The organism is Pseudoalteromonas sp. SR43-2, assembly GCF_014163885.1.
Classification (GTDB): domain Bacteria; phylum Pseudomonadota; class Gammaproteobacteria; order Enterobacterales; family Alteromonadaceae; genus Pseudoalteromonas; species Pseudoalteromonas distincta.
Map to the genome: position 1 here is coordinate 76,989 of NZ_JACJED010000012.1, position 25,516 is coordinate 102,504.

Below are 25,516 nucleotides of genomic sequence, written 5' to 3' on the forward strand. Positions count from 1 at the left end.
TTTAAATATAAATAGTGCCTTTTAAATACCTTACAGCATGTCCGGTCAAAGTGACGGTTGTATCATCCACTTTGCAAATTAAATGCCCGCCTCTGCTTGAAGCCTGATAAGCACTTAACGTAGTTTTATCCAATTGCTGCGCCCAGTAAGGTGCCAAGCCAGTATGAATTGAGCCCGTTACATAATCTTCGTCGCCACCGCTTGCAGGCCAAAAATAACGAGATATAAAATCATATTCAGCACTTGGAGCAGTGGCCACTACATCAAGTGGATAAAGCGTTTTTAAAAGCTCTGAGTTAGTTTTTAATTCAAGTATTTGATCGGCATTTTCATAAATAGCAAAGTAAGCTTGGCGATTTTTAAGTACTTTGCTCGGTTGTATAGACAAGCCATCAAGCAATTGCTGCGGTACATTTTGTACCTCAATAGGTGCTTGTTTAGGAAAGGTCATTGCAAAGCTGCCATCAGCGTTTCTATTAACGATTAGCGAGCCCACCGCATCAGCAACAAAGCGAATTTTCGATATATTATGCTCTTCACATAAAACATAGGCAGCCGCAAGTGTGGCGTGACCACAAAAGTCGATTTCCATCAACGGCGAAAACCAGCGAATAACAAAACTTCCATCGTCTTGCAGGTAGGTAAAAGCAGTTTCAGATACGTTATTCTCAGCGCCAATCTTTAACATTAAATCGTCACTTAACCACGATTCTAGTGGGATCACTGCCGCATAGTTACCTTTAAATAACTCATCCGTAAACGCATCAATTTGATGAATAGCTAATTGCATTTTAATTCCCCAAACTATTTTATATACACGCTGAAGGTAAAATTTCTTTTGGTACTGTTGTTTTATTTTCGCCAACCGCTTGCATGCCAGTCACCGGCTCGTCAAACCCACATAACCACGCAATTGGGCTTGTAGGGCTTCCCGTTACAACAGCCGGTCTGAATGTTAAAACTGTATTTTTCAAAAGCTGTGAAGCTTTATTACCCAAGCTAATATGAATAGCACCATTATCAACTGTAATACCCGTTACCCGATTGCCAATCAAAAATTTACTTGCTGGCACACCTGCTTGTTCATTGCTTGCTGGAAAACGCCTGTTTTCAAGATAATAAACCGTAACGTCTTCTCTAATGGCAGCAGCCATTGCAAGTGGGTCAACAAGTTCTGCTCGTTGTATATACTTACTGTATTGAGGTAGCGCAACCGCAGCTAAAATACCAATAATAGACACCACCACCATCAACTCTATTAACGTAAATCCTTTTGTTCTCATAGCACTTCTCCTAGCATAAATAGTGGTTGATAAGCCGCTTTCACAAATAAGCAAATAGACACAACAATGACCAAACCATAAACAATAACGAGCTTACTTATAAAGCTTTTAATATGTGTGTTAAATAACTTTAGCTGCTGCTTTAATAACGCTTTAAATTCTTCTTGGGTTTCTAAACCTAGCAGCTCGCATTGAGCTAAGTGCTGGGTTTGAGGTGTAGAGGCTTTAACACCCTTTTTATGATTACTTGGAAATAATAGCGTGGTAATTAAAGAGTTATGCTCATTAATTAATTGACGAGGAATAAGAAATTTAAATAAACCCGAAAAAGGCTTTAGCTCTGTGAGAGCACTTACATTTTTTAGCTTTAAAATAACGGTAAAAATAACACTCAGCAATAAAAAGAGTAAAATAATTGGCACATACCAGTACGTAAAATAATCATCAAATACATGATTTAAAGAAATAGTATGCTTGCTATATATCTCTACAAAAGTAGGCACAACAAAAGACTGATACAACAAAGAGGATAAAACATAAATAACAAATACAATGGTTAAGTAACTAAGCCAGCCCTTGTGCTCAAACTTAAATTCGTTAACTAATTCCGGTAAACATTGATAATACGCAGCTTGCTTTTGCGATGTTGCTTCATCTTGAGATGCAATTTGCGCCACCAGATTATGCGCTAATTTACTATGCGACCCGCTATTGCCATACATATTTAAATGGGACTGTGTACTTAGCTCATCTTTTTGCTCTGTACTTAGTGTTTTAGAGCTATTAACACGGCAAATATAGCCAAACTGATTCCAATTCATACTTTATCCTTTTGTTAGATAAAGTAATTTGCCATAAATTAGGCTAAATAGGAACTTAAGTAGCTTGTTTTTAAGCCATTACAGGTCGCATTCTATAGTATTGCATACAACCAAATTGCACAGCATTGGTAAGCAATAGCATAATAAACATAAGTAAGTGCGCCGTGCTTGGAGCAACTGTCGTAAGCTCAACAACTAAGCCGCAAATACCAGCAATAAACTGCAAGCTAAAGTAGCGCGCGCTTAAATTATTCACATTACCCGTACGCAATGTTTTATAAGTTTGCGGCATAACACGTACCGAACTCATCACAAGACCAACATACGTTAAAGCGCTTAATACCGTTGCAGTATCAAGGCTTGAATTTAAAAGCAGTGAAAAAGGCAGTAACGAAAAACCTAGCATAGTAACCAGCTGTACACGTTCTCGTTTAGCTGCGTTGAAACGTGCAAAAAAATATAAAATAAGCCCGCTTAATGCACCGGTTACAATAAATGGTAACGCAATATAATAGCGCTCAAAGAAAATATTGTAGGTTATAAAATAAAGGCTTTGTGCTAATCCAAATGTCATCATTAATAGTGACAAACCAGAGACACTACGATTTTTTCGAATTTTGTTTAGTAATGGTAAAAAACTAAAAACCAAAATAAAAGAAGACAATATAGGCAAATAATGCGCCAAAGCAACCTCGCTCGTTATATAAATGTTAATTAAAAACAGAAATAAAAACATTTAATAAACATCTGTTTTTAAAAGGCTTTTACTATGAGCGCGGCATTGTAGAGCCGCGTAAATTTAACTCAACTAAATAAGACATTCTTATTTTAGGTACTGGCAAGCTAGGTATACAAAAACCGTAGAATTAAGTTCACGGTTTACTTATTTAATAGGAAACCTACTCACAAGCTATCAAATGAAAATGATAGTTGTTATCATGCGCAAGTCATTAACTGCAATATATAAAACTATCTATGAGAAAAACTCTTTTTAAAATTCACAGTTGGATCGCTCTTATAGCTCTCATTCCCTTGATTGTTATTAGTATTACAGGGAGCGTATTAGTTTTTAAAAGTGAAATAGATGGCTTACTTATGCCAAGCAGTCACTATGTTATAAAAGCACTGCCAGAGCGCATGCCAATCGACAAATTAATCGCAAAAACAGAGCTTGCTTACCCTGAGTATGTAGTAGGTAGTTGGGAAATATTTAACGATGATACTGCTGATCGGGTTTACTTAGTTAAACGCGGGACAGAGCAATGGTATAAGTTTCATTTAAACCAGTATACGGGTGACATTTTGTCAGAGCCTGTTGGTACCAGCCATTATTTTACTGATTGGTTTTTAGAACTGCATTACACCTTTTTACTTAACGACTTTAAAAACCTGCCAGGGCAAACAGGCACAGTACTAGGCTTCTTTTTTGCTCTGTTTTTATTGGTATTAGGTATTACAGGACTTATTATTTATCGTAAATTTTGGCAGCGCCTATTTAGTGTGCGCTGGCGTGCAACACTGCAAATTGTACTTAGCGACATTCATAAGATGACGGGGGTGATAGGGTCGCCCATCATTATTATTTTAGCTATTACAGGTGGCTACTTTAACTGGGCGGTGTGGTATCACGAAGTTATTGAACACGCTGAGGAAGAGCACTTCGTACTAACCAAAAACTTGCACAGTAGCGATATTTCGTTTCAACACATACTTGATGACAGTAAAAAGCAAATACCCACTTTTAATGGTACGTTTTTAGTTATGCCACTCGAGCCTGACGAAAATATCACCTTATTCGGCGAAGTCGATACAAATAACCCACTTGCGAGCGAATATGCCAATACGGTTAGCTACGATAAGCAAACAGGCGAACATTTAACTAACTGGGATATTCGCGAAGTTGGCGTTGGCTGGCAAGTAATTGATAGCTTTAGAAAACTTCATTTTGGCTACTTTGCAGGGCTAATAAGTAAAATACTGTGGTGCGTAATTGGTTTGAGCCCAGTGTGGCTAGCAGGTACTGGTTTTTACTTGTGGTTTACCCGCCGTAAACGTAAAAAACAATCACAAAAAAATCGCTCAAGTAAACGCAGTACAGCAAGTGCTTGATTAAAAACCCACCACATTGTAATGTAAAATTTAACAATGGAGTGGGTTTATGATGTTTTATAAAATAGCAGTCTGTATTACTTTTTTATATTTAGTTGGATGTAACACAACCAAGGTTCACCAAGTAGAACAACAAATAGAGCTTGAACAACTATTAAACCATTCTTTGTTTAATAAACTCGACACTCCTTCTGAGTACAGTATTTTCGAGCTGCCAAATGCTGAAAAAGAAAAATTTTTAGCCTATGCCGAAAAACAAAAACAGTCTGAAATCCGTCATGACCGCATTATTTACAACTACCTCGAAAGCAACTTAGCTAACTTTAAATACCACGGCGATACACTTACTTCAGCCCAAGCCTTAAAACTTTCGCAAGGCAACTGCATTAGCTTAGCTGTTTTAACACAAAGCTATGCACAAGCTCTCGGATTAGAAACGAGCTTTCAAGAAGTAACAAGTCAGCCTGTATACGCAAAAGAAAATAATGTTGTTTATGTAGCAAGCCACTTTAGAACAAGAGTATACGCCCCAAAAGTAGATAAAAAGGATGATAATATTGTTGAATTTTTCAGAGCGGGCACCTTAATCGACTACTTTCCTACCCGTCGCAGCTTTTATTCAAGCAGTGCAGATTATAACGATTTAGTTTCTAAGTTTTACAGTAATTTAGCTGCAACAGCGCTAGCAGACAAACAGCTGGATATTGCTTACTCACTTATTCTACAAGCAAACAAATACACTCCCAATGATCCTGAATTATTTAATATAGCGGGCATTTTGCATCGTCGGGCTGGTGATTTACAAAGCGCTAAAAACATCTATCAAACAGCACTTAGTAATAATGAAATAAGCATTAATTTAATCAGAAACTATCAGCTTTTAGCTAAAAAATTAGGCGACAAAGAGCTGGTTAAAGAGCTCACTTCACAATTAGTTAATAAAGAAAAAGACCCATACGAATTACTAGTAATCGCTAAAAACGACTTACAAGCTGGCCACGCTCATCAGGCTAAAGCACACCTTGAGCAAGCTATTACTAAAGCGCCTTACATTGCTGAGTTATACTTGGAACTCGCAAAAGTTCGCTATCAACAAGGTAATATTAAACAAACACAAACCTTACTTGAGAAAGCTATCGAACTAGAACGTGATAACCAAAAAATCGATGTATATCAAGCTAAGTTACTATCCTTGCAGATGGATAAGTAACTTAGTCAATTGATATTTATAGCGAATAATAAAAGCTCAGCCACGCTCGCATTTCATCTTCAAAACTGTCGCCTTCTACTCGCGACAGTCCCATATTAAACGTTAAATCGTTTACACCAGCAGGCCCCATTCCAAAACTAAAGTCACCTTGGTACTTTAAGCCGTAGCTTTGTGCGTATACGGTGTCGTCGAGTTGATGTTGCTTATAATAAAGCCACGGCATACCTTCTTTTAAGCTAAACCCACCACCATAACCTTGATAGCGCTTTGCAGCTGCGCTATAAAAAGGCAGCTCAGATGAAAGTACATATTCACTATTTTGCTGCTGATTAATAAGATTTGAGCTAAAGCCACCTAATGCAAGGCTGCTGTCATCACGTTGCTTTTGATCAAAGTTTGCATAAAGAGGAATACCAAACGCTTTACCAAAAATTTTGGCGGCTAAATCGTAACCTTGCCAATTATTACTTTTGGTGCTGCCATCGTACCAACTCGCATAAAGGCTTTGGCCTATTACAAAGTCTTGACGATCATATTGCCAATTTTGGGCAACGCCTAAACGCGTCCAATTTTTATGGCTTTGTTTATAATCAGTGTAATTGTAGGCAAACTCTGGCGTTAAACTTAGCTGCCCAAATTTAACAGGGTAACTTATTGCAGCAAAACCACCACGGGCATCCATATCTGCATTTAGGCTTTGTTGATACTGCCGCGATGTATTCAAATTATAGTCAAACAGTGCAAGTTTCAGTTTTACATCAAGCGCATTATATTTTGCCTGCACATAACCACCGTGCAGTGCTCCATCGTGTAAATCAGTGCTATATCCTGCTTGCAAGTCGAGCTGTTTTAATAAATCGCTACTTTTAATACTTAAATCTAACAAACTGGTAGAAGCCGAATAATACTGCGTCCCTAGTGCAAAAGTAGCGTGCTGGTCGAGCACGTTGTAATTTGTTTGCTGCGTTGTTTGGTGCGTATATACTTTAGCTTTTGGAAGCGTATGTTCGTTTACAATGAGCAGCGGTGCTTTTTTATTAGCCGAAAATTCAGTAACTACAGTGCTGTTTATAGCTTTTGGCAATGTTTTTACATTTGGCCCATCTGCGGTTATCGAAAAATAGAGTAACGAGCCATCGGCCATTTCAATCGGGTGGGCAACTGCTTCCTGCCCCTGAGTTAACTTGGTAAGTGTTTTACTCTCTATGTTGTAGTTATAAATATCAGTAGCGCTATTTAAGCCTGCAACAAAGTAAAGTGACTCGCCATTAAAACTAAAGCTCGGCTGGCTTAAATATTGATACCCGTTTGGCATAGGTACTAGTTGCTGTTGTTCGCCGCTTACACCTTGTATATACAACTGCCAGTTTTCATTTAATGACGTTGATAAATAAGCTAATTTAGTTTCATCAGGACTGAGTATTGGGTAATCGTAAGTTGTCTCAAGGCTTTTTGTAAATAATGGAGTGATGGTTTGAGTATTGAGATCAACCTTTACTAATTCAGAGTAGCCATCTCTTATTTGCTCGCCATACAAGGTTTCACCGTTACTGGTTACGCTAAATCGTCGTATACCAGCAAGTTCGGTAAGCTGTGTAATATTTCCAGTGTCAGTGTTATAGCTAAATATGTCAGACACTTTGTTATAAATACCCGACTCTTCATTGCTGTACGCATTAAAATACAACGTTGTGTTATTTACCCATTGCGGGTTTGCGATACCGGCTCGATTAATTTGATTAAGCACTTGTTTTTGTTCGCGCTTAAACACACTTGGCGCTGTATCGGGGATGTCCTGTGCATCGTTTTTGAGTAGCTCTTTTTGCGCTTTAGTAAACTCCTCTTGCGCCTTTATGTTGTCGTCCGTGCTATAAATTACAAGCTTGGTATTACTCTCTTTATCTCGCTCAACAATCGCAATCTTACTACCATCTTTTGAAAGTGCTGGGTTACTTGCATATAAGTTAAGCTCAAGCCAAAGTTCACTATTAAGTAACACCTCCCCTTGCTCTATTTGCATTGCTTTATAGGTATATTCAGCTATAAATCGGCGATATAGCTTGGCTGAACTTTGCCCAAACACACCGCTAAATGCCTCATCAAAATCACGCGTTTTTACGCCTTGCATTCGCGTCCAAACACTATCGAGTGTTTGCTCTGAATAGTTTTCCTCTAACCAATTTAAAAAGCGACTACCCATTAAATATGCCATTGAGCCGCCCATAAAGCCCTGCTCGCCATTTAATTGCCCATAGGTTGGCAAAGCACCTTGCTGAGCAAATTCTCGCAGTATTGACTCTGAGTAGTTATCAAATAAACGCCCACGACCCGTCATTTTAGACTCAATCAATGTGGCATAACCTTCGGCTACCCAGCGCGGTGTATCACTGTAAGTTAAGTCGTATAAATCCCATATGCCACGTACTTTTTGCTGCCAGTCATTGCGTGTAGGCTGTGCTAAGTGTACTAAGTGAATATATTCATGCAGTACAAGTAACTGCTGCCAGCCAGCGCTGTTTGATATAACGGTGTCGGATTGTGGTGGGGTTGTAAAAAGCGCCATTACAGGATTATTTGAGGTAGGTAGCGCAAAGCCATTTGCCGCATTTAGGGGATCAAACACCACTACATCAACTGTTTTATCAAGTGCTCGGTTTTGCTGCTCAAGCACTTTGGTGCGTACTATTTCAAGCTCTGCTGCAGTTGATTTAGCAAAATCAGCATGCTCAACACTGTAGTGAATGTTGAAATGTTCGGTATGAATAGTTTGCCAATCGGCTGCAAAGCTCGGTGCTGCTAGTAATAAAGCTGATGCGATAAGTGTTTTTTTCATGAGCGTCCCTAAAAGAATTTCTTAATACCATCTAGGGTATTATTAAGTATCTTTCATGGGCAGTAAGAAAGTGTAATAAAACATGTGAAAATGGGTATTTACACACGTTTTATTAGGGTAATTTACATCCAGCTGCGAGTATCTGACTCAATCTGTTTGATTGTAAAATCAATAATAAAGTCAGCATCTTGCTGCTTTATGTAGGGCATAAATACAAAGCCTGAAGCAAGTTGTATATACAGGCTTTTTAAGCCTGACTTTCTCATTAGGTACGTACTTATACTGCGCGCACTTTGCGCTTTATAAAGCTCAAAAACACGGTAATGAACGCCAATCATACCTTTGCGTACAACCATGTAAAATCGGCCATTATCCTCATGCATGTAATAACCATAACGCTGATACGACAAAGTCACCAAGCCAGAAAACACCACCAAAACACCAAGGCTTATCAGAGTATTAATATCAGCAATAAAACAAAAGCCAAACACTAATACACTGGGTAACAGTGAATAAAAGCCTAAATTTTTATACAAAAGCGCTCGCTCTGCGCGCTTAAAAGCGAGTTTTTTACTATTAAACCACGGGTAAATCCATTGGCATACACTATCAACTTGTTCGCTATTTAATACAGGTAGTACTAACGTTTGTTTATTTTTTTTAGCCGCCACACCGGCTGCTATTCCGCCGCTACTTGCTTGTAAACACTCAACGGTAAATCGCTTTAGTAATCGCCCCATTAGGTTTTGTTTAATAACAATAGATTGCACCTTGTCCATGCTCATTGAAAGCTGATGACGCTCTAACAAGCCAGCAATACGTTTAAACTTTTGACCTTTAAAATAAAGCTCAAAGTTATAAAAGCGAATAAGCGACATAGTCACCGATAGCATTACAGCCACCAAAACTAGCAAAACAATTAAGGTGATCATCGCAAAGGTAGCAGCACTTGCCAGCATACCAAGCTCTTGTTGATAAAAGCCTTCTACTTTCGCAATAATTTGCTTCTCTAAAAAATCAACAATTAGGTTTATAAAAGGGGCCAAAGCAGCCATTGCAAAAATGGCCATATTCGACATCAAACCAAATTTGGCTATTTCTTTATTGCTAATGCTTAGGCTGTTTTCGATAGTGTCTGTTTCGCTTTGTTCAGTATTTGGTACTTCTTGCTGTTGCTGCGCTTTAAAATCAAATATTTGTTTACGCATTTGCTGTGCATAATCTTTAGTGACACCAGGTAAAACAACTTCTTGCGACACACTGCCTGCGGCATCAAAAATACAATTAACTAAGTTTACGGGGGTAAAATAAAACGGCTCGGCAATATTAACGTTTTGCACGCGGCCAAATTTAAGCGTAAGTCGCTCTTTTTTAAATACACCTTTGTTAAGCAATATTTCGTTGTCGCTACTAATACTAAACTTAAAATTTAAATAATATAAAAATGAGTAAACAAGTAGCAAAATTAGTGCAATACCGCCTGCAACCTGCGCCCAAAACAACTTATTTTCTACTTGAGTAACAAACACGACAAGCATGGGCAGTAAGTTTAAAAGGCCATCTTTTACAAAGCGCACACTAAAGTGCACAACAAAGTATAAAAGTGCCCAGGGCGATACTTTCTGCCAGTAAATAGGGCTGGCTTTATCTTCGATAGTTGTATTATTCATCGACTAAAGCTGCCTGAGTAGTTGCGTCGTCTTGGCGGTAGTTTTGTACAAATTGGCGCATATTTTTACAATCATCATGGGTTAGCCCGCTAATTTGTAAATCGGCACTTACACCGCCAGCGCTAAATAATTTAATGCTTGCAAGGCTAAGTTTTCGCTCTATTGGCCCTTGGTGTATTTCCATATGCTGTACACGCGCTAAAGGTAATACCGTCACTTGTTGCCAAATAACGCCTTTTTTAAAAGCAATGTCATGATCTCGCACTGCAAAACCTCGCAACCTCACACTTATCATGTTGTACGCCATAGATACGGCCACCAAAATTGGCATGCCAATTAGTAAATATGTTTGTGCGTTATTAGCAAAGGCTTCATTAAAATAACAAACAGCAATAAGCGCTCCAATTAGCGGTACATAAAACAGAAGCGAGCTAAGTTGTGTATGTAATAAGGCTTTATCAGCCAATGGCTTAAAGCTAATATCACTATGCTTTGGTAAATCCATTATTTGTTGATTGTTAAACACTATTTGTCCCTATTTCTGCTTTTAATTATGACTAGCTTACCAACTAATGGTGGTTATTAAGGTGTGGCTTTGTTTTGGCTCAAGCGTTACTTTATCTGTCAGTACATTAGCGGCCTCTAGGCAGAGCATTGTTTTATATTCATCGTCAGCAAAGTTAGATAAGCGTTTTGATTTTTCTATCCACGGGTTCCACAGTACACACGAACTTGAGTTTTCGCGGCTCACATTAATAACACCCTCTGGCGTATTAATGGTTTGCATTGTACTTGCTTGTGTATAAACCATGTCGGTTTCGCGATTAAAGCTTACAACATCATTTTGTACAAATGGCCCTTCACTAAACTCAATATATTGCGCGCCTTGCAAACCATCAACATGGGTATTTGTAATATCTGAGGTTGGAAAATAGGTATGCAGTGCTTGAGTAAAGCTAAATGGCACACTTCCTAAGTTAGTGGTCGTTAAGCGAACCTGTAATTTATCGCTTAATATAAACTCAACTTTTAATGCACACTGATGCGGCCAATACGTTGTATTAACAAGTTTCATGGGGAGCTTTAAACTAACTGTAATTTGCTCATCAGATTCGTGTACTTCATCGGCTTGCCATACGCTTGTGCGCGCAAAACCGTGGGCAGGCCACCCATCATTAGCGTGTGTACCAAACCACGGCCAACAAATAGGAATACCACCTCGAATACTCGCCCCTTCTTGATAGGTTTCCTCTTGTGAAACCCAAATAAGTGGCTTGTTATTTTTAGGGATAAACTCGGTAATTTGCCCACCTTGCAAAAATATTTTTGCGTCGCACTTTTCACTAGCTACTTTAATAAACTCAAGTCCGGATTCGCTTTGCTCAATGCTAACTGATGGCGATAATTTCATACCTTCCCCTATAATACTGATACTAAAGATTTTTAATGTTTACATCTAAACAATAATGCATGCTTAAAGTATACGCTATTGATATTAAATATTGATTGCTGAATTTGTTCATTGCCGATTAATACATATACAGTAAACTCACAAACAATTACTTTGTACTAACAGCTGTAAATGAATAATACTAAAGTCTATACAATAAGACTTGCCAATTATTCACAACATACGTACTGTGCGCAACTTAATGCACACAAGGTGCTAAGAAAATTTACCAATATTTAAACAATATAATTTTACATTAGTTACTGCTCTAACTATTAAAAACCAATAAAAGCGGGCTAAAGTACAATATATTATTTGAATTCAATTTATTTGATGTGTAACATTTCGCGATTACGGCAAACTACCGCCCCATCGACGAGATAAGCAAATGCAAAAATATGACGAGTTATTGGTTTCTTTACGTAAAGTTATCCGCGCGATTGACTTACATTCTAAGCAGCTAAATAAAACTTCGGGTTTAACTGGCCCACAATTGCTTATAATGCAAGAAGTGCAAAAAACCGATGGAATAACGGCGAGCCGTATTGCTCAAAATGTAAATTTAAGCCCAGCAACGGTCACCAATATTCTCGACAGAATAGAAAGCAGAAACTTAGTAACACGCGTACGCAGTCAAATGGATAAACGCAGAGTGAGCTTATACCTCACCGATAAAGGAAAAGAGTTACTTGATAAAGCACCTCAGCCATTGCAAGAACACTTTATTGAAAAGTTTTCTGCACTTGCTGAATGGGAACAGAGCCTTTTACTCTCATCAATGCAGCGTGTAGCCGCAATGATGGATGCAGATAAATTAGATGCATCGCCCCTTCTAGAAGTTGGTGCGCTTACTCAAGCTCCTAAAGAATAAATAATAAAAAAAATACATAGTTTTTGTACTTACCCTAAACGTAAGGCGTTTTTTTACGTCTTGAATTTTTTATTTTTTAATCAAAATCTGAGCGGCAATTATGACTAAACTCTCAAAATTAACACTAGCACTAGTTCTAGGTGGTGTTACAAGTACTTCTTATGCGTCTGATGATCTAGACACGTTACAAAGCCAACTTAAGCAGTTAAAGCAACAAATGCAACTGCTTGAAAATAAGTTAGCTGATGAAAAAACAAAACAGCAAAAAATTAATGAGCAACACAAGCAAGAAGTTGCAAAAATTAGTAAAAAAGCTGATAACAAAGAAGTTGTTGTTGCTGCCGCTGAATCTGAGAAAAAAGACGAAGGCGTTAAAATTGGTGGTGCAGTGCGTTTTAATTACAGCACTAATTCATACGATGAAGACACTCAAGATCGTAGCGGCGACTTAGACTTTGAAGTATTTCGCATTAACTTATCTGGCGAAATAAACGATATTTCTGTTAATGGTGATTTTCGCTTTTACGATTACATGACCATTGTTAAGTATGCATACTTAGGTTACGAATTTACTGATGGCTGGGAAGCACAAGCTGGTATTGCACCTGTCCCTTTTGGTAATGGCCCATACAACTCACACAGCTACTTTTTTAGCACTAACTACTATGTTGGCCTAGAAGACGACTTTGACTTGGGTGTAACAGTAAACCGTAAACTAAAAGATAACTGGAAACTAGACCTAGGCTTTTTCAAAAATGATGAAGTAGGCGGCGTTGATGGCAGCTCTGAAGTTAACGAGCGTTACTCTTTTGATATAGTTGGTAGCCGTGCAACAACCGAAGGCACATACGATGCACCTGGCTCTCGCCTTGGTGAATACAACACATTTGCAGCTCGTACAGTGTACCAAATTGAGCATGGCGAAAACGCTAAAACCGATGTGGGTGTATCACTATTAAGCGGTGGCTTACATGATGGTAACGACCGTGCAGGTAACTACGGCGCATGGGCGTTCCACGTAAACAGCCAAATAAATAACTGGAATATTCAATTTCAGCACGGTGAGTACGACTACGACCTAGACGACAACAGCAACCGCTTTGTTGTAGGTGCGTTTGACTACTACGATACCGTATCAAGCGAAGCTACTATGACTAACTTTAACGTAGCTTACGACCTATCGGTTGATTTAGGCCCTATAACAGGCGTACAGTTTTACAACGATTACGGCATCATTTATGACAAATCTGACGACAGTGCAGATACATGGATGAACGTAACAGGTATGAGCGTATCAGCAGGCCCGTTATTTACGTACTTTGACTTTATTCAAGCACGTAACCAGCCATTTATTGGCGGAACAATTATTGGTGATGGCGATACAGAGCGTCGCTTTAACATCAACGTAGGTTACTACTTCTAGATAAGTAAAACCTATTTTATAAATTTAAAAGGGCAAACTTAGTTTGCCCTTTTTTATGTTTTTACACTTCGATTTTATAACTATTTGGCCTACAATCGAAAGTATCAGCCATTACTAAAAAGAGCCTAAGTGAATATAAAAGCAGTGTTTATTTGTTATAAAAACTTATGGTTTAAGGCACTTGGCTTAATACTTGTAGCCTTGGGTATTATTGGCATTGTGCTGCCGGTCATGCCTACCACTATATTTTTTATTTTAGCGCTCACCTGCTTTACTCGCTCATCACCCGCGCTTGAACAATGGCTGTTAAACCACCCTCGTTACGGTGTAACTTTGCAGCAATGGCAAGCCCATAAAGTAGTGCCTGTAAAAGCCAAATGCTACGCCGCCATTGGCATGTTAATTGGATTTACATTTTTACTGTATTCAGCCGCCCCTATTTGGGTTATTTATCTCGTTGCAGTAATAGAAGTATTGGTAATGATTTACCTTATTTTAAGACCTTCCAGCCCTCCTAAGCGTTAAATATTCATTTTTTACCTACTTACCGCCTTTGTTTTAAAGTTTTTATGTAAAGATAAGTAAGTAAATTTGTAATAGCTAATGCAAATCATTATCATGTTGTAAATTTAATTTATTTACTGTTTTTATGTCGTTTATTAACAAGCGGGCTTTGTATAGCACAAGCCGTGCTCTACATATTTATATTTCTACAGCTTTGTTTTTTTTGCTTATCTTATTTTGCGTTAGCGGCATTGTGCTCAACCATATTGATTGGCTTAAAAACGATAAAAATAATGGCCAAGTAACGGCGGTAATTCCAGCAGAGCTAGTTACCAAAGCGAATGAGCAGCTAAATACGCTGCCAACGCTTTACCCTGAAATAGAAGCTTACCTAGCCGAGCAATATGCACTTACAAAAGTAAAAAGCATTGAGTGGGAAAAAGAAGACGCGCTTGTCATGCTCGACTACCCACTGCCTGCTGGGTTTGCCTACGCAGAGCTTGATTTTACAACTGGCGAGCTAAATCTTGATTACCAAACAGGTGGCTTTTTAAGCCTTATTGGCGACTTACATAAAGGCCGCCACAGCGGTGAAGTATGGAGTTGGGTAATTGATATATCTGCCGTGCTAATGATTTTATTTGCCATCACCGGCATGATTATTTTGTTTCAAAATAGAAAAAAACGCTTAGCAGGAATATGGATAACCGCACTAGGAGTGGCAACTCCACTGGTTATTTATTTATGTTGGGTTCCACAAATAAAAGGAGTGTCTTAATGGTTAAATTTAAATTATTTATAAGCGCCGCATTACTGCTCGTAGCTGCGTTTTTTCAAACAATGGCGCATGCAAAAACACCACAGCTAGAGGTTGAATTAACGCTTCCTGACTTAGAAGTACAACCGTATCACCGCCCATACGTTGCAGTTTGGCTTGAAACACCAGAGCGCAAACACGTTACAACGCTTGCACTGTGGGTGCAAAAAGCAGAATGGTTTAAAGACTTACGCCAATGGTGGCGTAAAGCCGGTAAAAGCGATGCCAACTTTGACGGCATTAGCGGCGCAACAAAACGCGCAGGTACTTACACCATAAATTGGCAAGGTAATGATTTAGACGGTAACCCAGTAAAACCAGGTAAATACTTACTAAATATTGAAGTTGTACGCGAAGAAGGCGGCAGAGACTACACCCGCGTTGAGCTCGATTTAACTAAATCAGGCAAACTAACAATTGATGGTAAAAACGAGTTTTCTAAAAGCTTCGTCACTGTAAGCACTAAGTAGCTGCTACTTAATCATTTGAATTTAAGGAAATACAATGAAAATTAATTTATTAAAAACGGCATTAATCGGCGCATTGAGCTTATCTGCTTTAGTGTCAACTTCAGCAAGTGCACACGGACGTTGGTTACTACCTTCGCATACATCTTTATCAGGCGATAAAGCGCATTACGTAATGATTGACGCTAGTATCTCTAACGAAATGTTTGCACCAGACAAAGCCTTTAAACCTAAAGAAAAAGGCGCCGAGTACGACGACACATTATTAATGGCACTTGCGCCTAATGGTGAGCCAGTAAGCGACACCATTCGTGCTTATTACTTAAAGCGTAAAAGCTCAGCTGCAGTAAGCTTAACAGAGCAAGGCACTTACCATATTGCAATGACCCAAAAGCCAATGTACATGACCTTCTATAAAAACGAAGAAGGTAAGCGCAAGCGCGTATTTGGTAAAAAAACAGAAGCCGAGTTACCTAGCAATGCAAAAGATGTAACAACAACGAAGGTTGTTTCAACAGTAGATACATTTGTAAGCCGAAATGGCACCTCAAAACCTGCACAGCTAGGTTTAGGCTTAGAGCTTAGCGGTCCAACGCATCCAAACGATTTATTTGTAGGTGAACAAGCACGTTTTCAGTTACTACAAGATGGTAAATCTGCTGGTGAAGGCGTTGAAGTAAGTATTTTAAAAGGCGACACACGCTACCGTAACGAGCGTGGCGAAGTAAAAGTAACGACCGATAAAGACGGTATGTTTACAATTACGTGGAAAGAGCCAGGCCTATACCTAATCGAAACCTCTAACAAGGTTACCGTAAATGAAGAAGGCGTAGATGCAGGACGTTATGCATTATTTACAACGCTTGAAGTTGCCCCTGAATAATTTAAATTACTAAATTTAAAAAAATTGAAAGGCCAAGCATTTGCTTGGCCTTTTTACCTCTTACTAACTTTTATCTAAAACCCCCTTGAATTCGCAACCATTCGACACAAGATTGCAACTACAACGATCCAAACGCCTATATCGCGTGTAAACACTGGGGCGTGTTGGCCTTTGTGGATTGAAATTTGTTCAATCTAGGAGCGATTTAATCGCGGCGCGAGGTTTGTAACCTAGTGGGCTAAGTAAAAACTGAGCAACAAAGAGTTAATCGTTCCTAGAAAGAACCCAAAGGGCAGCGCATGTTTGGCATTTATGCTGCGTTATCGCCTATTTATGGGGAGTAACCACACTACATAGGCTCTGCCTTGCCTAAAAGCCAAACATACTGCTGCAAATTCAATCACCAAGGCAACACGCCCCAACTTACTTGTTAACAACTTAGAATATCTTAGATAGTTTTTATCTTTGCACTAGGGTAGTCGCTTCTATATGATGCGCTCCTTTTTAAAATCAATAGTCAGCAGCCCTCAAGGGAATCAACATCATGTTAAAGCCATTATCAGCCAAAAAAGTAGCACTTAGCCTGGCCGTTTCTTCTGCACTTAGTGCACCCTATTCTTCTGTATTTGCTGCAGAACAAGATGTTCAAGCCGAAAAAAGCATTGAAGTGATTTCAGTAACAGGTACTCGCAGAAGCTTACGCAGTATTGCCGAAAGCTCAGTACCTGTAGATATTATTACCAGCGGTGATATGCAAAGTACGGGTCAGCTAGAAATAAGCCAAATACTAGCAAACCAAGTACCTAGCTTTAACTACCCAAGTGCCACTATGGGTGATGGTACTGACCATGCAAAACCAGCTGTTTTACGTGGATTAGCACCCGATCACACATTAGTACTTATAAACGGTAAGCGCCGCCATGCCGGTGCGCTATTAAACTTAGCGGGTGTTGTTGGCCGAGGCTCTACCGCTGTTGATTTGAACATGATCCCAACCTCTGCAATTAAACGTGTTGAAGTACTACGTGATGGCGCAGCCGCACAGTACGGTTCTGATGCAATTGCTGGGGTAATTAACATTGTACTTAAAGATGCCTCAGAAGGCGGCAGCGTTAGCGTAACGTACGGTAAATACGATACTCAAATGGCTGGTGTATCTCAGCTAGAAAGCACCTATGCAGACGCAAACGGCGACTTAGCGTTTAATACCGGTGGCGACAGAGAAGTAAACGACGGTGCAACACGCACTGTTAGTGCAAACTCTGGTTTTGCGTTATCTGATAATGGCTTTGTAAACGTATCAATTGAATACCGCGATAACGACTCAACGCAACGCTCAGGCTTTGACCCACGCGAACAATACAGCCGTCTTGATGATGGCACCCTAGACCCACGCGAATTTACTATCGATCGTTACAACCACCGTTTTGGTAAAGCCGACCTTGAAGATTACGCGTTGTTTTACAACATGGGTTACGATTTAAATAACGGCTTAAACCTTTATTCATTTGGTAGCTACTCAAAGCGTGAAGGTAATTCAGGTGGTTTTTACCGCCGAGCAAAAGACAGCCGTAACGTTTTAGAAGTGTACCCAGATGGCTTTTTGCCGCAAATTGAAACTGACGTACAAGACTACTCATTTGCACTGGGCTTACAAGGCGAAACTAACGACTGGACATGGGATGTAAGTACCAACTACGGCCGCAACGACTTTGGTTTCGGTGTTGTAAATAGTATTAACACATCACTAGGTGCCGACAGCCCAACCGAATTTGACAACGGTGCATTGGTTTACGATCAGTTTTTAGTAAACGCAACGGCCAATACCACACTCGATTTAGGCTTACCTGATGACGTATTTTTTACCGTAGGTACTGAATACCGCCACGAAAGCTACAAAATAGAAGAAGGCGAAGAAGCGTCTTACATCACCGCACTTGATAGCGACGGTAACCCAATTGCAGCCGGTGGCGCGCAAGTACTTGCTGGTTTTGGACCAGAAAGTGCGACTGACGAAAGCCGTCATAACATCGCTTTATTTGTTGAGTTTGATACCTACTTAACAGAAAAATGGAACGTCGTTTTAGCGGGTCGTTATGAAGATTACAGCGACTTTGGTGATACATTTACTTCTAAGCTTGCTTCGCGTTACAGCATTACTGAAAACCTATCACTGCGCGGTGCAATTAGCACAGGTTTCCGTGCGCCATCTTTAGCGCAAAGCTCGTACCGCCAAATATCAACCGTACTTGAGAACAACCAACCATTTGAAGTTGGTTTATTCCCTACTGATTCTGCAGCAGCGCAAGCGCTAGGTGCCCAGCCATTAGATGCTGAAGAGTCAGTAAACGTTACAGCTGGCTTTATTTACACTCAAGGGAGCTTTAGCTTAACCGTTGATGCATACCGTATTGATATTGATGACCGTATTGTATTGTCTGAAAACCTAGAGGGCGATGCCGTAGTAGAAATACTACAAAATGCCGGTGAGCTAAACACCGAAAGCGTACGTTACTTTACCAACGCTATCGACTCGCGCACGCAAGGTGTAGATATAGTAGCCACTTATAACCTAGATTTAGACAACTTAGGTGATTTACGTTTAAACGTAGCTGCTAACTTTAACGATACCGAAGTAACACACGTAAACGACAACCCAGCACAGCTTAACTCACTAGGTGACGACTACGTAGTGTTTGCACGTCGTGAAGTAGGTCGCTTTGAAGAAGGCACGCCAGATAGCAAATGGAACCTATCAGCAGTGTGGAACTTTAACGAATGGCAAACAACGCTTCGTGCCACACGTTATGGTGAAGTCGCTGATATATCAACTACAGCCGATCGCGATGAATACCTAGACCCTAAATGGATCACCGACCTAGAAGTGGCATACCGTCCAGACGAATATTGGAAATTTGCCGTTGGTGCAAACAACTTATTCGATCAGTACCCACAAGCCACCGTGGATAACATTGGTTACTCTGACTTTGGCCAAATATTCCCGTACACACCGTATGCACCTTACGGATTAGACGGACGTTTCCTATACGGTAATATTACTTACAGCTTTTAATTTAAATTTAATGAGTTAAATTAAAATCCGATATGGCATGCCATATCGGATTTTTTATATTTAAAAAATAGTAATAAAAATAACCATCCTAGCTATAATCAAATAAATTCAGCAATAACACCTTCAACATAAATTGCTAACTTTTTATTATTATTAAATTTTTTTTATATGATAAATTGATTATTAGGTTAAGTTAGTTGCTAGTAAGTCATCAAAAAACAACTTAAAACGCCTATAATTAAACTAAGTACGCATAAATACCGTCTTTCTTTGGAGTGAAGTATGAGCTATAAAAACTGGTCAATATCAAAACAAATTGGTGCCCTAGCATTCACTTTAACGTTATGTATTTTTAGTTTAGTGGGACTATCTACCTATTTAATCTCGGCTAATACACTTTCTGAAAAAAGTGAAACTGCGATTAAGTCTGAAATAACCGCTATTTCAGATCTTTTAGAACTCCAATACGACAGCCTACTTGCAATAGCAAAACGCAATGCGACCGTATTTAAAGGTATGTACCCTGGTGAATTTAAAAAAAGCGATCAAAAAGTAATGGTCGTAGATACTATGGTTCCTATTCTTTTACATGATGGTGAACAGGTTAATAACAATATCGATATTGTTGAAAATTACGCTAAATTAACCGGAGGTAACGCCACGGTATTTATGCGAGATGGGGATGATTTTTTTCGCATTACTACCTCTTTAAAAAAGAGTGATGGGCAACGGGCTATTGGCACATATCTAGGAAAAAAACACCCAGGCTATCAGCCTCTTATGAACGGTCAAAGCTATGAAGGTTACGCTAAATTATTCGGCAACGAGTATATGACTGTTTACCAACCAATTAAAAATAAACAAAACCAAGTAATTGGTATTTTATACATAGGCTTTAATATAAACGATGCACTGGCATCGCTGAGAGAGTCTGTTAATAAAATAGTAATTGAAGAAAGCGGTAACTTATTTGTTTTCAGAAATACAAATGATGTAGTTATAGCGGGTAAAGAGGCCGCAGTTGACTCAAAAGTGAACTCCAAAGCACTTGATGGGCTTAATCTAGAGGCAATTAAAAAAGGTCTGTCATTAAAATACAATAGTGAAAATAACACCCCGATGTTTGCTTACAGTAAAACGGTACCTGGGTGGGATTGGACCTTACTTGGTCGTGTAAAAGAAAGCGAACTCACTGAAGAAAGCATAAAACTAATGGTAGTTAACAGCATAACGTCTGTTGGGGGGATCCTTGCTATCTCAATTTTACTTTTTTGGGTGCTAGTAAAAACACTTAAACCATTAAGACAGTTAACACGTAGCGTTGATGCATTAGGTAAAGGTGATTTGTCACAACATTTTTTAAATACCAACACAAATAGTGAAAATGAAATAGACCAAATTACCGCGAGTGTAAGCAGCATGTCGGTTGAACTCAAAAAACTAATACTCGCCTTACAAAACTCTGTAGTTGAGCTGGAAAAGCAAGCGGGCATCTCCAAAAAAATTGCACTCACTAACGGCAAAGAAGCACATGCAATGATGGGGCAAACAGATCTAATAGCCACCGCCATCGAAGAAATGTCAGTATCCATTAAAGATGTAGCCAATAACGCAAATGAAGGCGCTCAACGAACCCAACAAGTTGATGCAGAAGCTCAATTAGGTCGAACACAATTAACCCAAGTTGTTAATGATTTAATGCAACTAAGCCAACAGTTAAATGATAGCCATAACTCTGTAGAAAAAGTAAACACCGCGAGTAACGAAATAAGTAAAGTAACCGAAGTAATTAATGGGATTGCTGAGCAAACAAACTTACTAGCACTTAATGCAGCAATAGAAGCGGCAAGAGCTGGCGAACAAGGTAGAGGGTTTGCAGTTGTAGCCGATGAAGTTAGAACATTAGCGCAGCGCACTCAAAAATCAATTTTAGAAATTAGCCAAACAATTGAACAGCTACAAATACAAGTTACCGCCGCAACTAAACAAATGGAACAAAGCCGTCAGTTGGGTATTAAATCAGCTGAAGAGGGCGAAAAAACAGGAGAGCAACTTAACTTAATCACTCAAAGTATTGGTGATCTAACTCGCTCATCAAATAATATAGCTGAGGCAACAGATCAACAAAGCACCGTTGCAGCAGAAATCACTCAAAACCTACACTCTATAAGCCAACTCGCTAAAGAGGGTGAGTCTCGCACGCAAAGTACTGTAAATTCGGCAAGTGAACTAATGACATTAGCTGAAAAAATTAAGCAACAAATAAGCTACTTCAGAGCACATTAATACCACAGTTAAAGTTTCTAAATTAAACAAAGGATGCATCGCGCATCCTTTTTTATTAATAGTTAGTTATTTTAACCACTTATTAGTATTTCAACTTTCATAAAAAAACACCACCCTATATAAAACAATAACTTACATTTCGGCCTCATTTTTGCTCTATATTGTTTATATAAATACAAACAATAAATACCAAAGGACTAAACATGAGCTCATCAACACAATTAAGTATTGCAAAACCACTTTCACTTATTGGCGGCATTTTATTATTAAGTGGCTGTGTATTTCATATATCGCCAAGCGTTGCCTCAGTAAAGCAAACTCAACAGCTATCACTGCCAAGTAATAATTTAGAATACTTAAATGTGTTAAGCGGCGCAGGTAGCCTTGAAATAAAAGGCTCAAAAACAGCCACCAGCATCAGTGTTGATGCCACTATTTACACAGCCGACATTGAAGACGAATACGAGCTAACGCTCGATCAAGACGGTAAACAGGCAAAGCTTGTTGCCCAAAATAAAAGTCGTAATGGTATTAGCTTTTACAGTGGCCAATCTCCAAGTATTAATTTAGTGGTTACTGTGCCAAGTAATCTAAATTTAGATATTGATGATGGCTCTGGCGACATTTTAATAAGTGCTATGCAAAGCAATATTGATGTAAAAGACGGCTCAGGAGATTTAACGATAAGCGGTGCTAAAAACCTAACTGTTGACGATGGATCAGGTGAAGTAAACTTTGAAAACATCGCAGGTAATTTAGAATTAACCGATGGCTCTGGCAGTATTCATATAAACAACGTAAGCGGCAATGCAACTATTGACGATGGTTCTGGCGAAATGCACGTGAGCAACATAAGTGGTTCGCTAAACGTTGAAGATGGATCGGGTGATTTAGTGATAAGCCATATAAGCGGTGCTGTTAATGTTGATGATAACTCTGGCGACATAGTCATTGAGCATATTGGTTCAAGCGTAACAATTGAAGACGGTTCGGGTGATATTCGCGTTAATCATGCAAAGGGGCTGACTATTACTGAGTCGGGCTCGGGCGATGTAAGTATCGATAATATTAGCGGTTCAGTAAAAGTAGCAGACTAACTTTATTTAAGCGTTATTTAACTGTCATTTAATATACTTTATGCCCTATCAATCTGGGCATAAAGCACTCCCCTCAAAGTATAAATTATTTAAAAGCAGCACAGTTTCACATTAACTATTTCCTAAAATAATGAAAATTTACTTATTTGATTTATTTTTTTTGCTTTATAGCTAATTTAGGTACATATTAGTATTCGACTTTATTAAAAGGATATTAATACTATGAAATGGAAACTCTTAATTCTAATCACGACTCTATTCACGCTTGTTGCATGTGGCTCTGGAGGTTCAGACTCCAAAACAGTAACTAAACCGCTCAGCACTAATACAAAGCCTATTGCGGTTATTACCACCGAGCAATCGGAGTTTAAAGTAAATACCACCCTCGTGTTTAGCGCAGCACAAAGTAGCGACCCCGATGGCGATGCACTCACCTATCAATGGCAATTAGTCAGCAAAAACGAACAAGTAGAAATACCGATTACGGTTAATAATGAAAGTACCGTTGAGTTTTCAGTATCTGAAGCACAAGAGTACCAATTAGTATTAACCGTGAGTGACGGCAAGCTTTCAAGCACACCTGCACAAAAACAACTCACCGTTACTGCAAATACCCAACTAATTGCTAACGCAGGTAGCACACAAACCGTTAAGCAAGGGGATGTTGTGCTTTTAAATGGCGCGCAAAGTAGCACAACCAGCGGCGCCATTAATCAATACAAATGGCAATTTATTACCAAGCCCGTAGCAAGTAATGCAACGCTTGAAAATGCGACTCAAGTAAAAAGCCAGTTTGTTGCCGACGAAATAGGCGAATTTAAAGTTGAGCTTACCGTTACTGATTCACAAGGCGATACAGCAAGCACTGTCGTACTCATAAAGAGTGAATCGCTTAATTCTAACTCATCACCACAAGCGGTTATAAACGTAGAAAATCAAACAATTGCTCCAAATGAAGTTGTTACACTTTACGGAAACCAAAGTACTGATCCCGATAAAAACGATACACTTAGTTATGCTTGGGCAATTACATCAAAACCCCAGGGCAGCACGCCAGCTCTTTCAAACATGCAAAATCATACCGCTGGATTTTCAGCGTCAACAGCTGGAGATTACGCGCTTTCACTCACTGTTACCGACCAACAAAACAAAAGCGATACCGCATCAGTTACTTTAACTGTTACCACAAGTAATAAAGCCCCAGTTGCAACACTTGAATCCGAACGTGATATTACGTTAAACGAATCAACCACTTTGCAGTGCCAACAATGCAGCGACCCCGACGGAGATACGCTGAGTTATAACTGGCAGTTACAAGCTAAGCCTGTAAATAGCGCATCACAGCTCACTAACAGCACATCAGCAACGCCCTCTATTATTGCCGATAAAGAAGGCGACTACGTTGTAGCGCTTACAGTGTCTGATGGGCAATTAAGTTCAAACCAAGCAACCTCAGCACTGCATGCCAGTAGTAATAAAAAGCCTATTACTTTAGTAACTTATGAAACCTCTATAACGGTTGATGAACAAGTTTTACTTGATGCCTCAACTAGTTACGATCCAGAAGGCCAGCCACTAAGTTACCAATGGGAAATCATTTCGTCGCAAGGCCAAGCAACGCTTAGCAGTAATACAATATCAAAACCAACGTTTAGCGCATCAGTAGAGGGGCAAGTTGTTATTTCGTTACGCACTAACGATGGCGTGCAGTTCTCTGACACAAAAACCCTAACAATTGATGTAATACAAAATGCACTGCCAGTAATTAGCTTCACGGGGGAGCAATCACGCTACGATGTAGTGGGCAATACGGTTAAATTTGATGTAAGCCAAAGTTACGACCCAGAGGGAACCACTCTCGATTACGCTTGGACGCTATCAGCCCCTTCAGGCTCGAGCACCGGTTTAAGCAATACAAACCAAAGTATTACCGAATTTATCGCAGATATGACAGGTAGTTACACACTAACCGTTGTCGCAACTGATGCTGATGGATTTTCAAAAAGTGTGCAATTTTCAATTACAGTAACTAACTCTGTACAACTTACCGGTCGTATTAAAGGGCAACTCACTAATGTGCAAAAAGCGGCTATAAGCAATGCACAGCTAACAATTAATGGACAGCAATACAGCACCAACACAAATGGCTTTTTTGATGAAGAGGTTAATTTAGCGCAAGGTGAAAAAATAACGATAACAACAGCAGATCAAAGGCTTGCAGCTGGGGAATACAACTCTGTAGCTATTACGCAAAGCAATTTTACTGTGGATATAGGCCAAAATAGCATGCCCGTTTTACAGGCTGTTGAGGTTTCGGTATTTGTGTGTGCTGAGTTTTCAGGCCCCGACACCGTTAATTTACGTTTTAACATGGTAGATACACTTTTAGCGTCAGATAGCTTTCAATTTAGCTTTGATCAAACAAAACCACTTACTTTGCAAAAAAGCGGAAGTACCTACCTCGATAGCGAATTGGATATCGACCTACCTGCATCAGCCGAATTTGAAGTAACAGTAATTGAAACAAGCGTTGAAAATACAATCAGCTCAAACATTACTATTTACCATTCTGATTCAGGCCAACCAAGCTCAGCAATTATAAGTATTTGTAATATTTAGTCTCCAACAAGCCCTTCAACATAAAGTGCTATTTTTAGCCCAGTAGTTATAACCATTAGTGTTATAACTACTGATAAATAAGCAACTTTGAGCCATATAA

At 39.2% G+C, this 25,516-nt stretch carries 20 protein-coding genes; 12 read left to right on the forward strand and 8 right to left on the reverse strand.

The genetic code is table 11. From position 1 onward, the window contains the following. Position 1: 1 nt before the first annotated feature. From H5120_RS11715 to H5120_RS11730, 4 genes are all read right to left on the reverse strand, one after another. Positions 2–790 (reverse strand): PhzF family phenazine biosynthesis protein, encoded by a 789-nt coding sequence (locus H5120_RS11715; protein WP_182674501.1) that lies wholly within the window; start codon positions 788–790, stop codon positions 2–4. Between the two features lie 19 nt (positions 791–809). Beyond that, a complete protein-coding gene (locus H5120_RS11720) occupies positions 810–1,283 on the reverse strand; it encodes a pilin (protein ID WP_154903804.1) in 474 nt (157 codons plus the stop codon). Beyond that, entirely contained in the window at positions 1,280–2,104 is an 825-nt protein-coding gene (locus tag H5120_RS11725) for a hypothetical protein (RefSeq protein WP_182674503.1), read from the reverse strand. The genes H5120_RS11720 and H5120_RS11725 overlap by 4 nt, the downstream gene beginning before the upstream one ends. Before the next feature lie 70 nt (positions 2,105–2,174). Beyond that, positions 2,175–2,789 carry a PQ-loop repeat-containing protein gene (locus tag H5120_RS11730; protein WP_182672142.1) on the reverse strand — a complete coding sequence of 205 codons (615 nt, stop codon included), beginning with the start codon at positions 2,787–2,789 and terminating at the stop codon, positions 2,175–2,177. 290 nt (positions 2,790–3,079) lie between these two features. On the opposite strand from H5120_RS11730, the gene H5120_RS11735 reads away from it, so the two are divergent. Beyond that, on the forward strand, positions 3,080–4,213 hold the full coding sequence (locus H5120_RS11735) for a PepSY domain-containing protein (RefSeq protein ID WP_182674505.1): 1,134 nt from the start codon (positions 3,080–3,082) through the stop codon (positions 4,211–4,213). Between the two features lie 49 nt (positions 4,214–4,262). Further along, a complete protein-coding gene (locus H5120_RS11740) occupies positions 4,263–5,423 on the forward strand; it encodes a lipopolysaccharide assembly protein LapB (RefSeq protein ID WP_182674507.1) in 1,161 nt (386 codons plus the stop codon). 16 nt (positions 5,424–5,439) lie between these two features. Here the strand turns inward: H5120_RS11740 and H5120_RS11745 are convergent, their stop codons facing one another. The 4 genes from H5120_RS11745 to H5120_RS11760 form a co-directional block, all read right to left on the reverse strand. Then, positions 5,440–8,256, reverse strand: coding sequence for a hypothetical protein (locus tag H5120_RS11745; protein ID WP_182674509.1), 2,817 nt, complete (start codon positions 8,254–8,256; stop codon positions 5,440–5,442). Positions 8,257–8,378: 122 nt separating this feature from the next. Further along, positions 8,379–9,926, reverse strand: coding sequence for a PH domain-containing protein (locus tag H5120_RS11750; RefSeq protein ID WP_182674511.1), 1,548 nt, complete (start codon positions 9,924–9,926; stop codon positions 8,379–8,381). Beyond that, complete coding sequence (locus H5120_RS11755) at positions 9,919–10,452, reverse strand: PH domain-containing protein (protein ID WP_182197757.1); 534 nt, start codon at positions 10,450–10,452, stop codon at positions 9,919–9,921. The genes H5120_RS11750 and H5120_RS11755 overlap by 8 nt, the downstream gene beginning before the upstream one ends. A gap of 36 nt (positions 10,453–10,488) precedes the next feature. Continuing rightward, the gene (locus H5120_RS11760) at positions 10,489–11,337 is read right to left on the reverse strand and encodes a D-hexose-6-phosphate mutarotase (RefSeq protein WP_182674513.1); all 849 of its coding nucleotides are present in this window, start codon (positions 11,335–11,337) and stop codon (positions 10,489–10,491) included. 427 nt (positions 11,338–11,764) lie between these two features. On the opposite strand from H5120_RS11760, the gene H5120_RS11765 reads away from it, so the two are divergent. The 10 genes from H5120_RS11765 (at position 11,765) to H5120_RS11810 (ending at position 25,416) form a co-directional block, all read left to right on the forward strand. Continuing rightward, the gene (locus tag H5120_RS11765) at positions 11,765–12,247 is read left to right on the forward strand and encodes a MarR family winged helix-turn-helix transcriptional regulator (RefSeq protein ID WP_002960189.1); all 483 of its coding nucleotides are present in this window, start codon (positions 11,765–11,767) and stop codon (positions 12,245–12,247) included. Positions 12,248–12,347: 100 nt separating this feature from the next. Beyond that, positions 12,348–13,670 (forward strand): hypothetical protein, encoded by a 1,323-nt coding sequence (locus H5120_RS11770; protein WP_002960190.1) that lies wholly within the window; start codon positions 12,348–12,350, stop codon positions 13,668–13,670. A gap of 129 nt (positions 13,671–13,799) precedes the next feature. Continuing rightward, the gene (locus H5120_RS11775) at positions 13,800–14,195 is read left to right on the forward strand and encodes a YbaN family protein (RefSeq protein ID WP_024596096.1); all 396 of its coding nucleotides are present in this window, start codon (positions 13,800–13,802) and stop codon (positions 14,193–14,195) included. Positions 14,196–14,319: 124 nt separating this feature from the next. Further along, on the forward strand, positions 14,320–14,952 hold the full coding sequence (locus H5120_RS11780) for a PepSY-associated TM helix domain-containing protein (protein ID WP_182674515.1): 633 nt from the start codon (positions 14,320–14,322) through the stop codon (positions 14,950–14,952). Beyond that, a complete protein-coding gene (locus H5120_RS11785) occupies positions 14,952–15,461 on the forward strand; it encodes a DUF2271 domain-containing protein (RefSeq protein ID WP_182674516.1) in 510 nt (169 codons plus the stop codon). Before H5120_RS11780 ends, H5120_RS11785 begins: the two co-directional genes overlap by 1 nt. Positions 15,462–15,495: 34 nt before the next feature. After that, positions 15,496–16,341: a DUF4198 domain-containing protein gene (locus tag H5120_RS11790; RefSeq protein ID WP_002960196.1), complete on the forward strand. Its 846-nt coding sequence runs from the start codon at positions 15,496–15,498 to the stop codon at positions 16,339–16,341. 544 nt (positions 16,342–16,885) lie between these two features. Continuing rightward, positions 16,886–19,414, forward strand: coding sequence for a TonB-dependent receptor (locus H5120_RS11795; protein ID WP_220487077.1), 2,529 nt, complete (start codon positions 16,886–16,888; stop codon positions 19,412–19,414). Positions 19,415–19,696: 282 nt separating this feature from the next. Next, positions 19,697–21,700, forward strand: a complete 2,004-nt coding sequence (locus tag H5120_RS11800) for a methyl-accepting chemotaxis protein (RefSeq protein WP_182672113.1) — start codon at positions 19,697–19,699, stop codon at positions 21,698–21,700. A 203-nt stretch (positions 21,701–21,903) separates the two neighbouring features. After that, the gene (locus H5120_RS11805; protein ID WP_182674518.1) at positions 21,904–22,797 is read left to right on the forward strand and encodes a hypothetical protein; all 894 of its coding nucleotides are present in this window, start codon (positions 21,904–21,906) and stop codon (positions 22,795–22,797) included. A 222-nt stretch (positions 22,798–23,019) separates the two neighbouring features. Further along, positions 23,020–25,416, forward strand: a complete 2,397-nt coding sequence (locus H5120_RS11810; protein WP_182674520.1) for a PKD domain-containing protein — start codon at positions 23,020–23,022, stop codon at positions 25,414–25,416. Positions 25,417–25,516 lie beyond the last annotated feature (100 nt).

Excerpts from the sequence above, each read along its gene's own strand:
- H5120_RS11800 (WP_182672113.1), top strand. The coding sequence starts at position 19,697 with ATGAGCTATAAAAACTGGTCAATATCAAAACAAATTGGTGCCCTAGCA.
- H5120_RS11745 (WP_182674509.1), bottom strand. The coding sequence starts at position 8,256 with ATGAAAAAAACACTTATCGCATCAGCTTTATTACTAGCAGCACCGAGC.
- H5120_RS11750 (WP_182674511.1), bottom strand. The coding sequence starts at position 9,926 with ATGAATAATACAACTATCGAAGATAAAGCCAGCCCTATTTACTGGCAG.
- H5120_RS11805 (WP_182674518.1), top strand. The coding sequence starts at position 21,904 with ATGAGCTCATCAACACAATTAAGTATTGCAAAACCACTTTCACTTATT.
- H5120_RS11725 (WP_182674503.1), bottom strand. The coding sequence starts at position 2,104 with ATGAATTGGAATCAGTTTGGCTATATTTGCCGTGTTAATAGCTCTAAA.
- H5120_RS11785 (WP_182674516.1), top strand. The coding sequence starts at position 14,952 with ATGGTTAAATTTAAATTATTTATAAGCGCCGCATTACTGCTCGTAGCT.
- H5120_RS11740 (WP_182674507.1), top strand. The coding sequence starts at position 4,263 with ATGATGTTTTATAAAATAGCAGTCTGTATTACTTTTTTATATTTAGTT.
- H5120_RS11720 (WP_154903804.1), bottom strand. The coding sequence starts at position 1,283 with ATGAGAACAAAAGGATTTACGTTAATAGAGTTGATGGTGGTGGTGTCT.
- H5120_RS11795 (WP_220487077.1), top strand. The coding sequence starts at position 16,886 with ATGTTAAAGCCATTATCAGCCAAAAAAGTAGCACTTAGCCTGGCCGTT.
- H5120_RS11760 (WP_182674513.1), bottom strand. The coding sequence starts at position 11,337 with ATGAAATTATCGCCATCAGTTAGCATTGAGCAAAGCGAATCCGGACTT.
- H5120_RS11770 (WP_002960190.1), top strand. The coding sequence starts at position 12,348 with ATGACTAAACTCTCAAAATTAACACTAGCACTAGTTCTAGGTGGTGTT.
- H5120_RS11810 (WP_182674520.1), top strand. The coding sequence starts at position 23,020 with ATGAAATGGAAACTCTTAATTCTAATCACGACTCTATTCACGCTTGTT.
- H5120_RS11780 (WP_182674515.1), top strand. The coding sequence starts at position 14,320 with ATGTCGTTTATTAACAAGCGGGCTTTGTATAGCACAAGCCGTGCTCTA.
- H5120_RS11715 (WP_182674501.1), bottom strand. The coding sequence starts at position 790 with ATGCAATTAGCTATTCATCAAATTGATGCGTTTACGGATGAGTTATTT.
- H5120_RS11765 (WP_002960189.1), top strand. The coding sequence starts at position 11,765 with ATGCAAAAATATGACGAGTTATTGGTTTCTTTACGTAAAGTTATCCGC.
- H5120_RS11790 (WP_002960196.1), top strand. The coding sequence starts at position 15,496 with ATGAAAATTAATTTATTAAAAACGGCATTAATCGGCGCATTGAGCTTA.
- H5120_RS11735 (WP_182674505.1), top strand. The coding sequence starts at position 3,080 with ATGAGAAAAACTCTTTTTAAAATTCACAGTTGGATCGCTCTTATAGCT.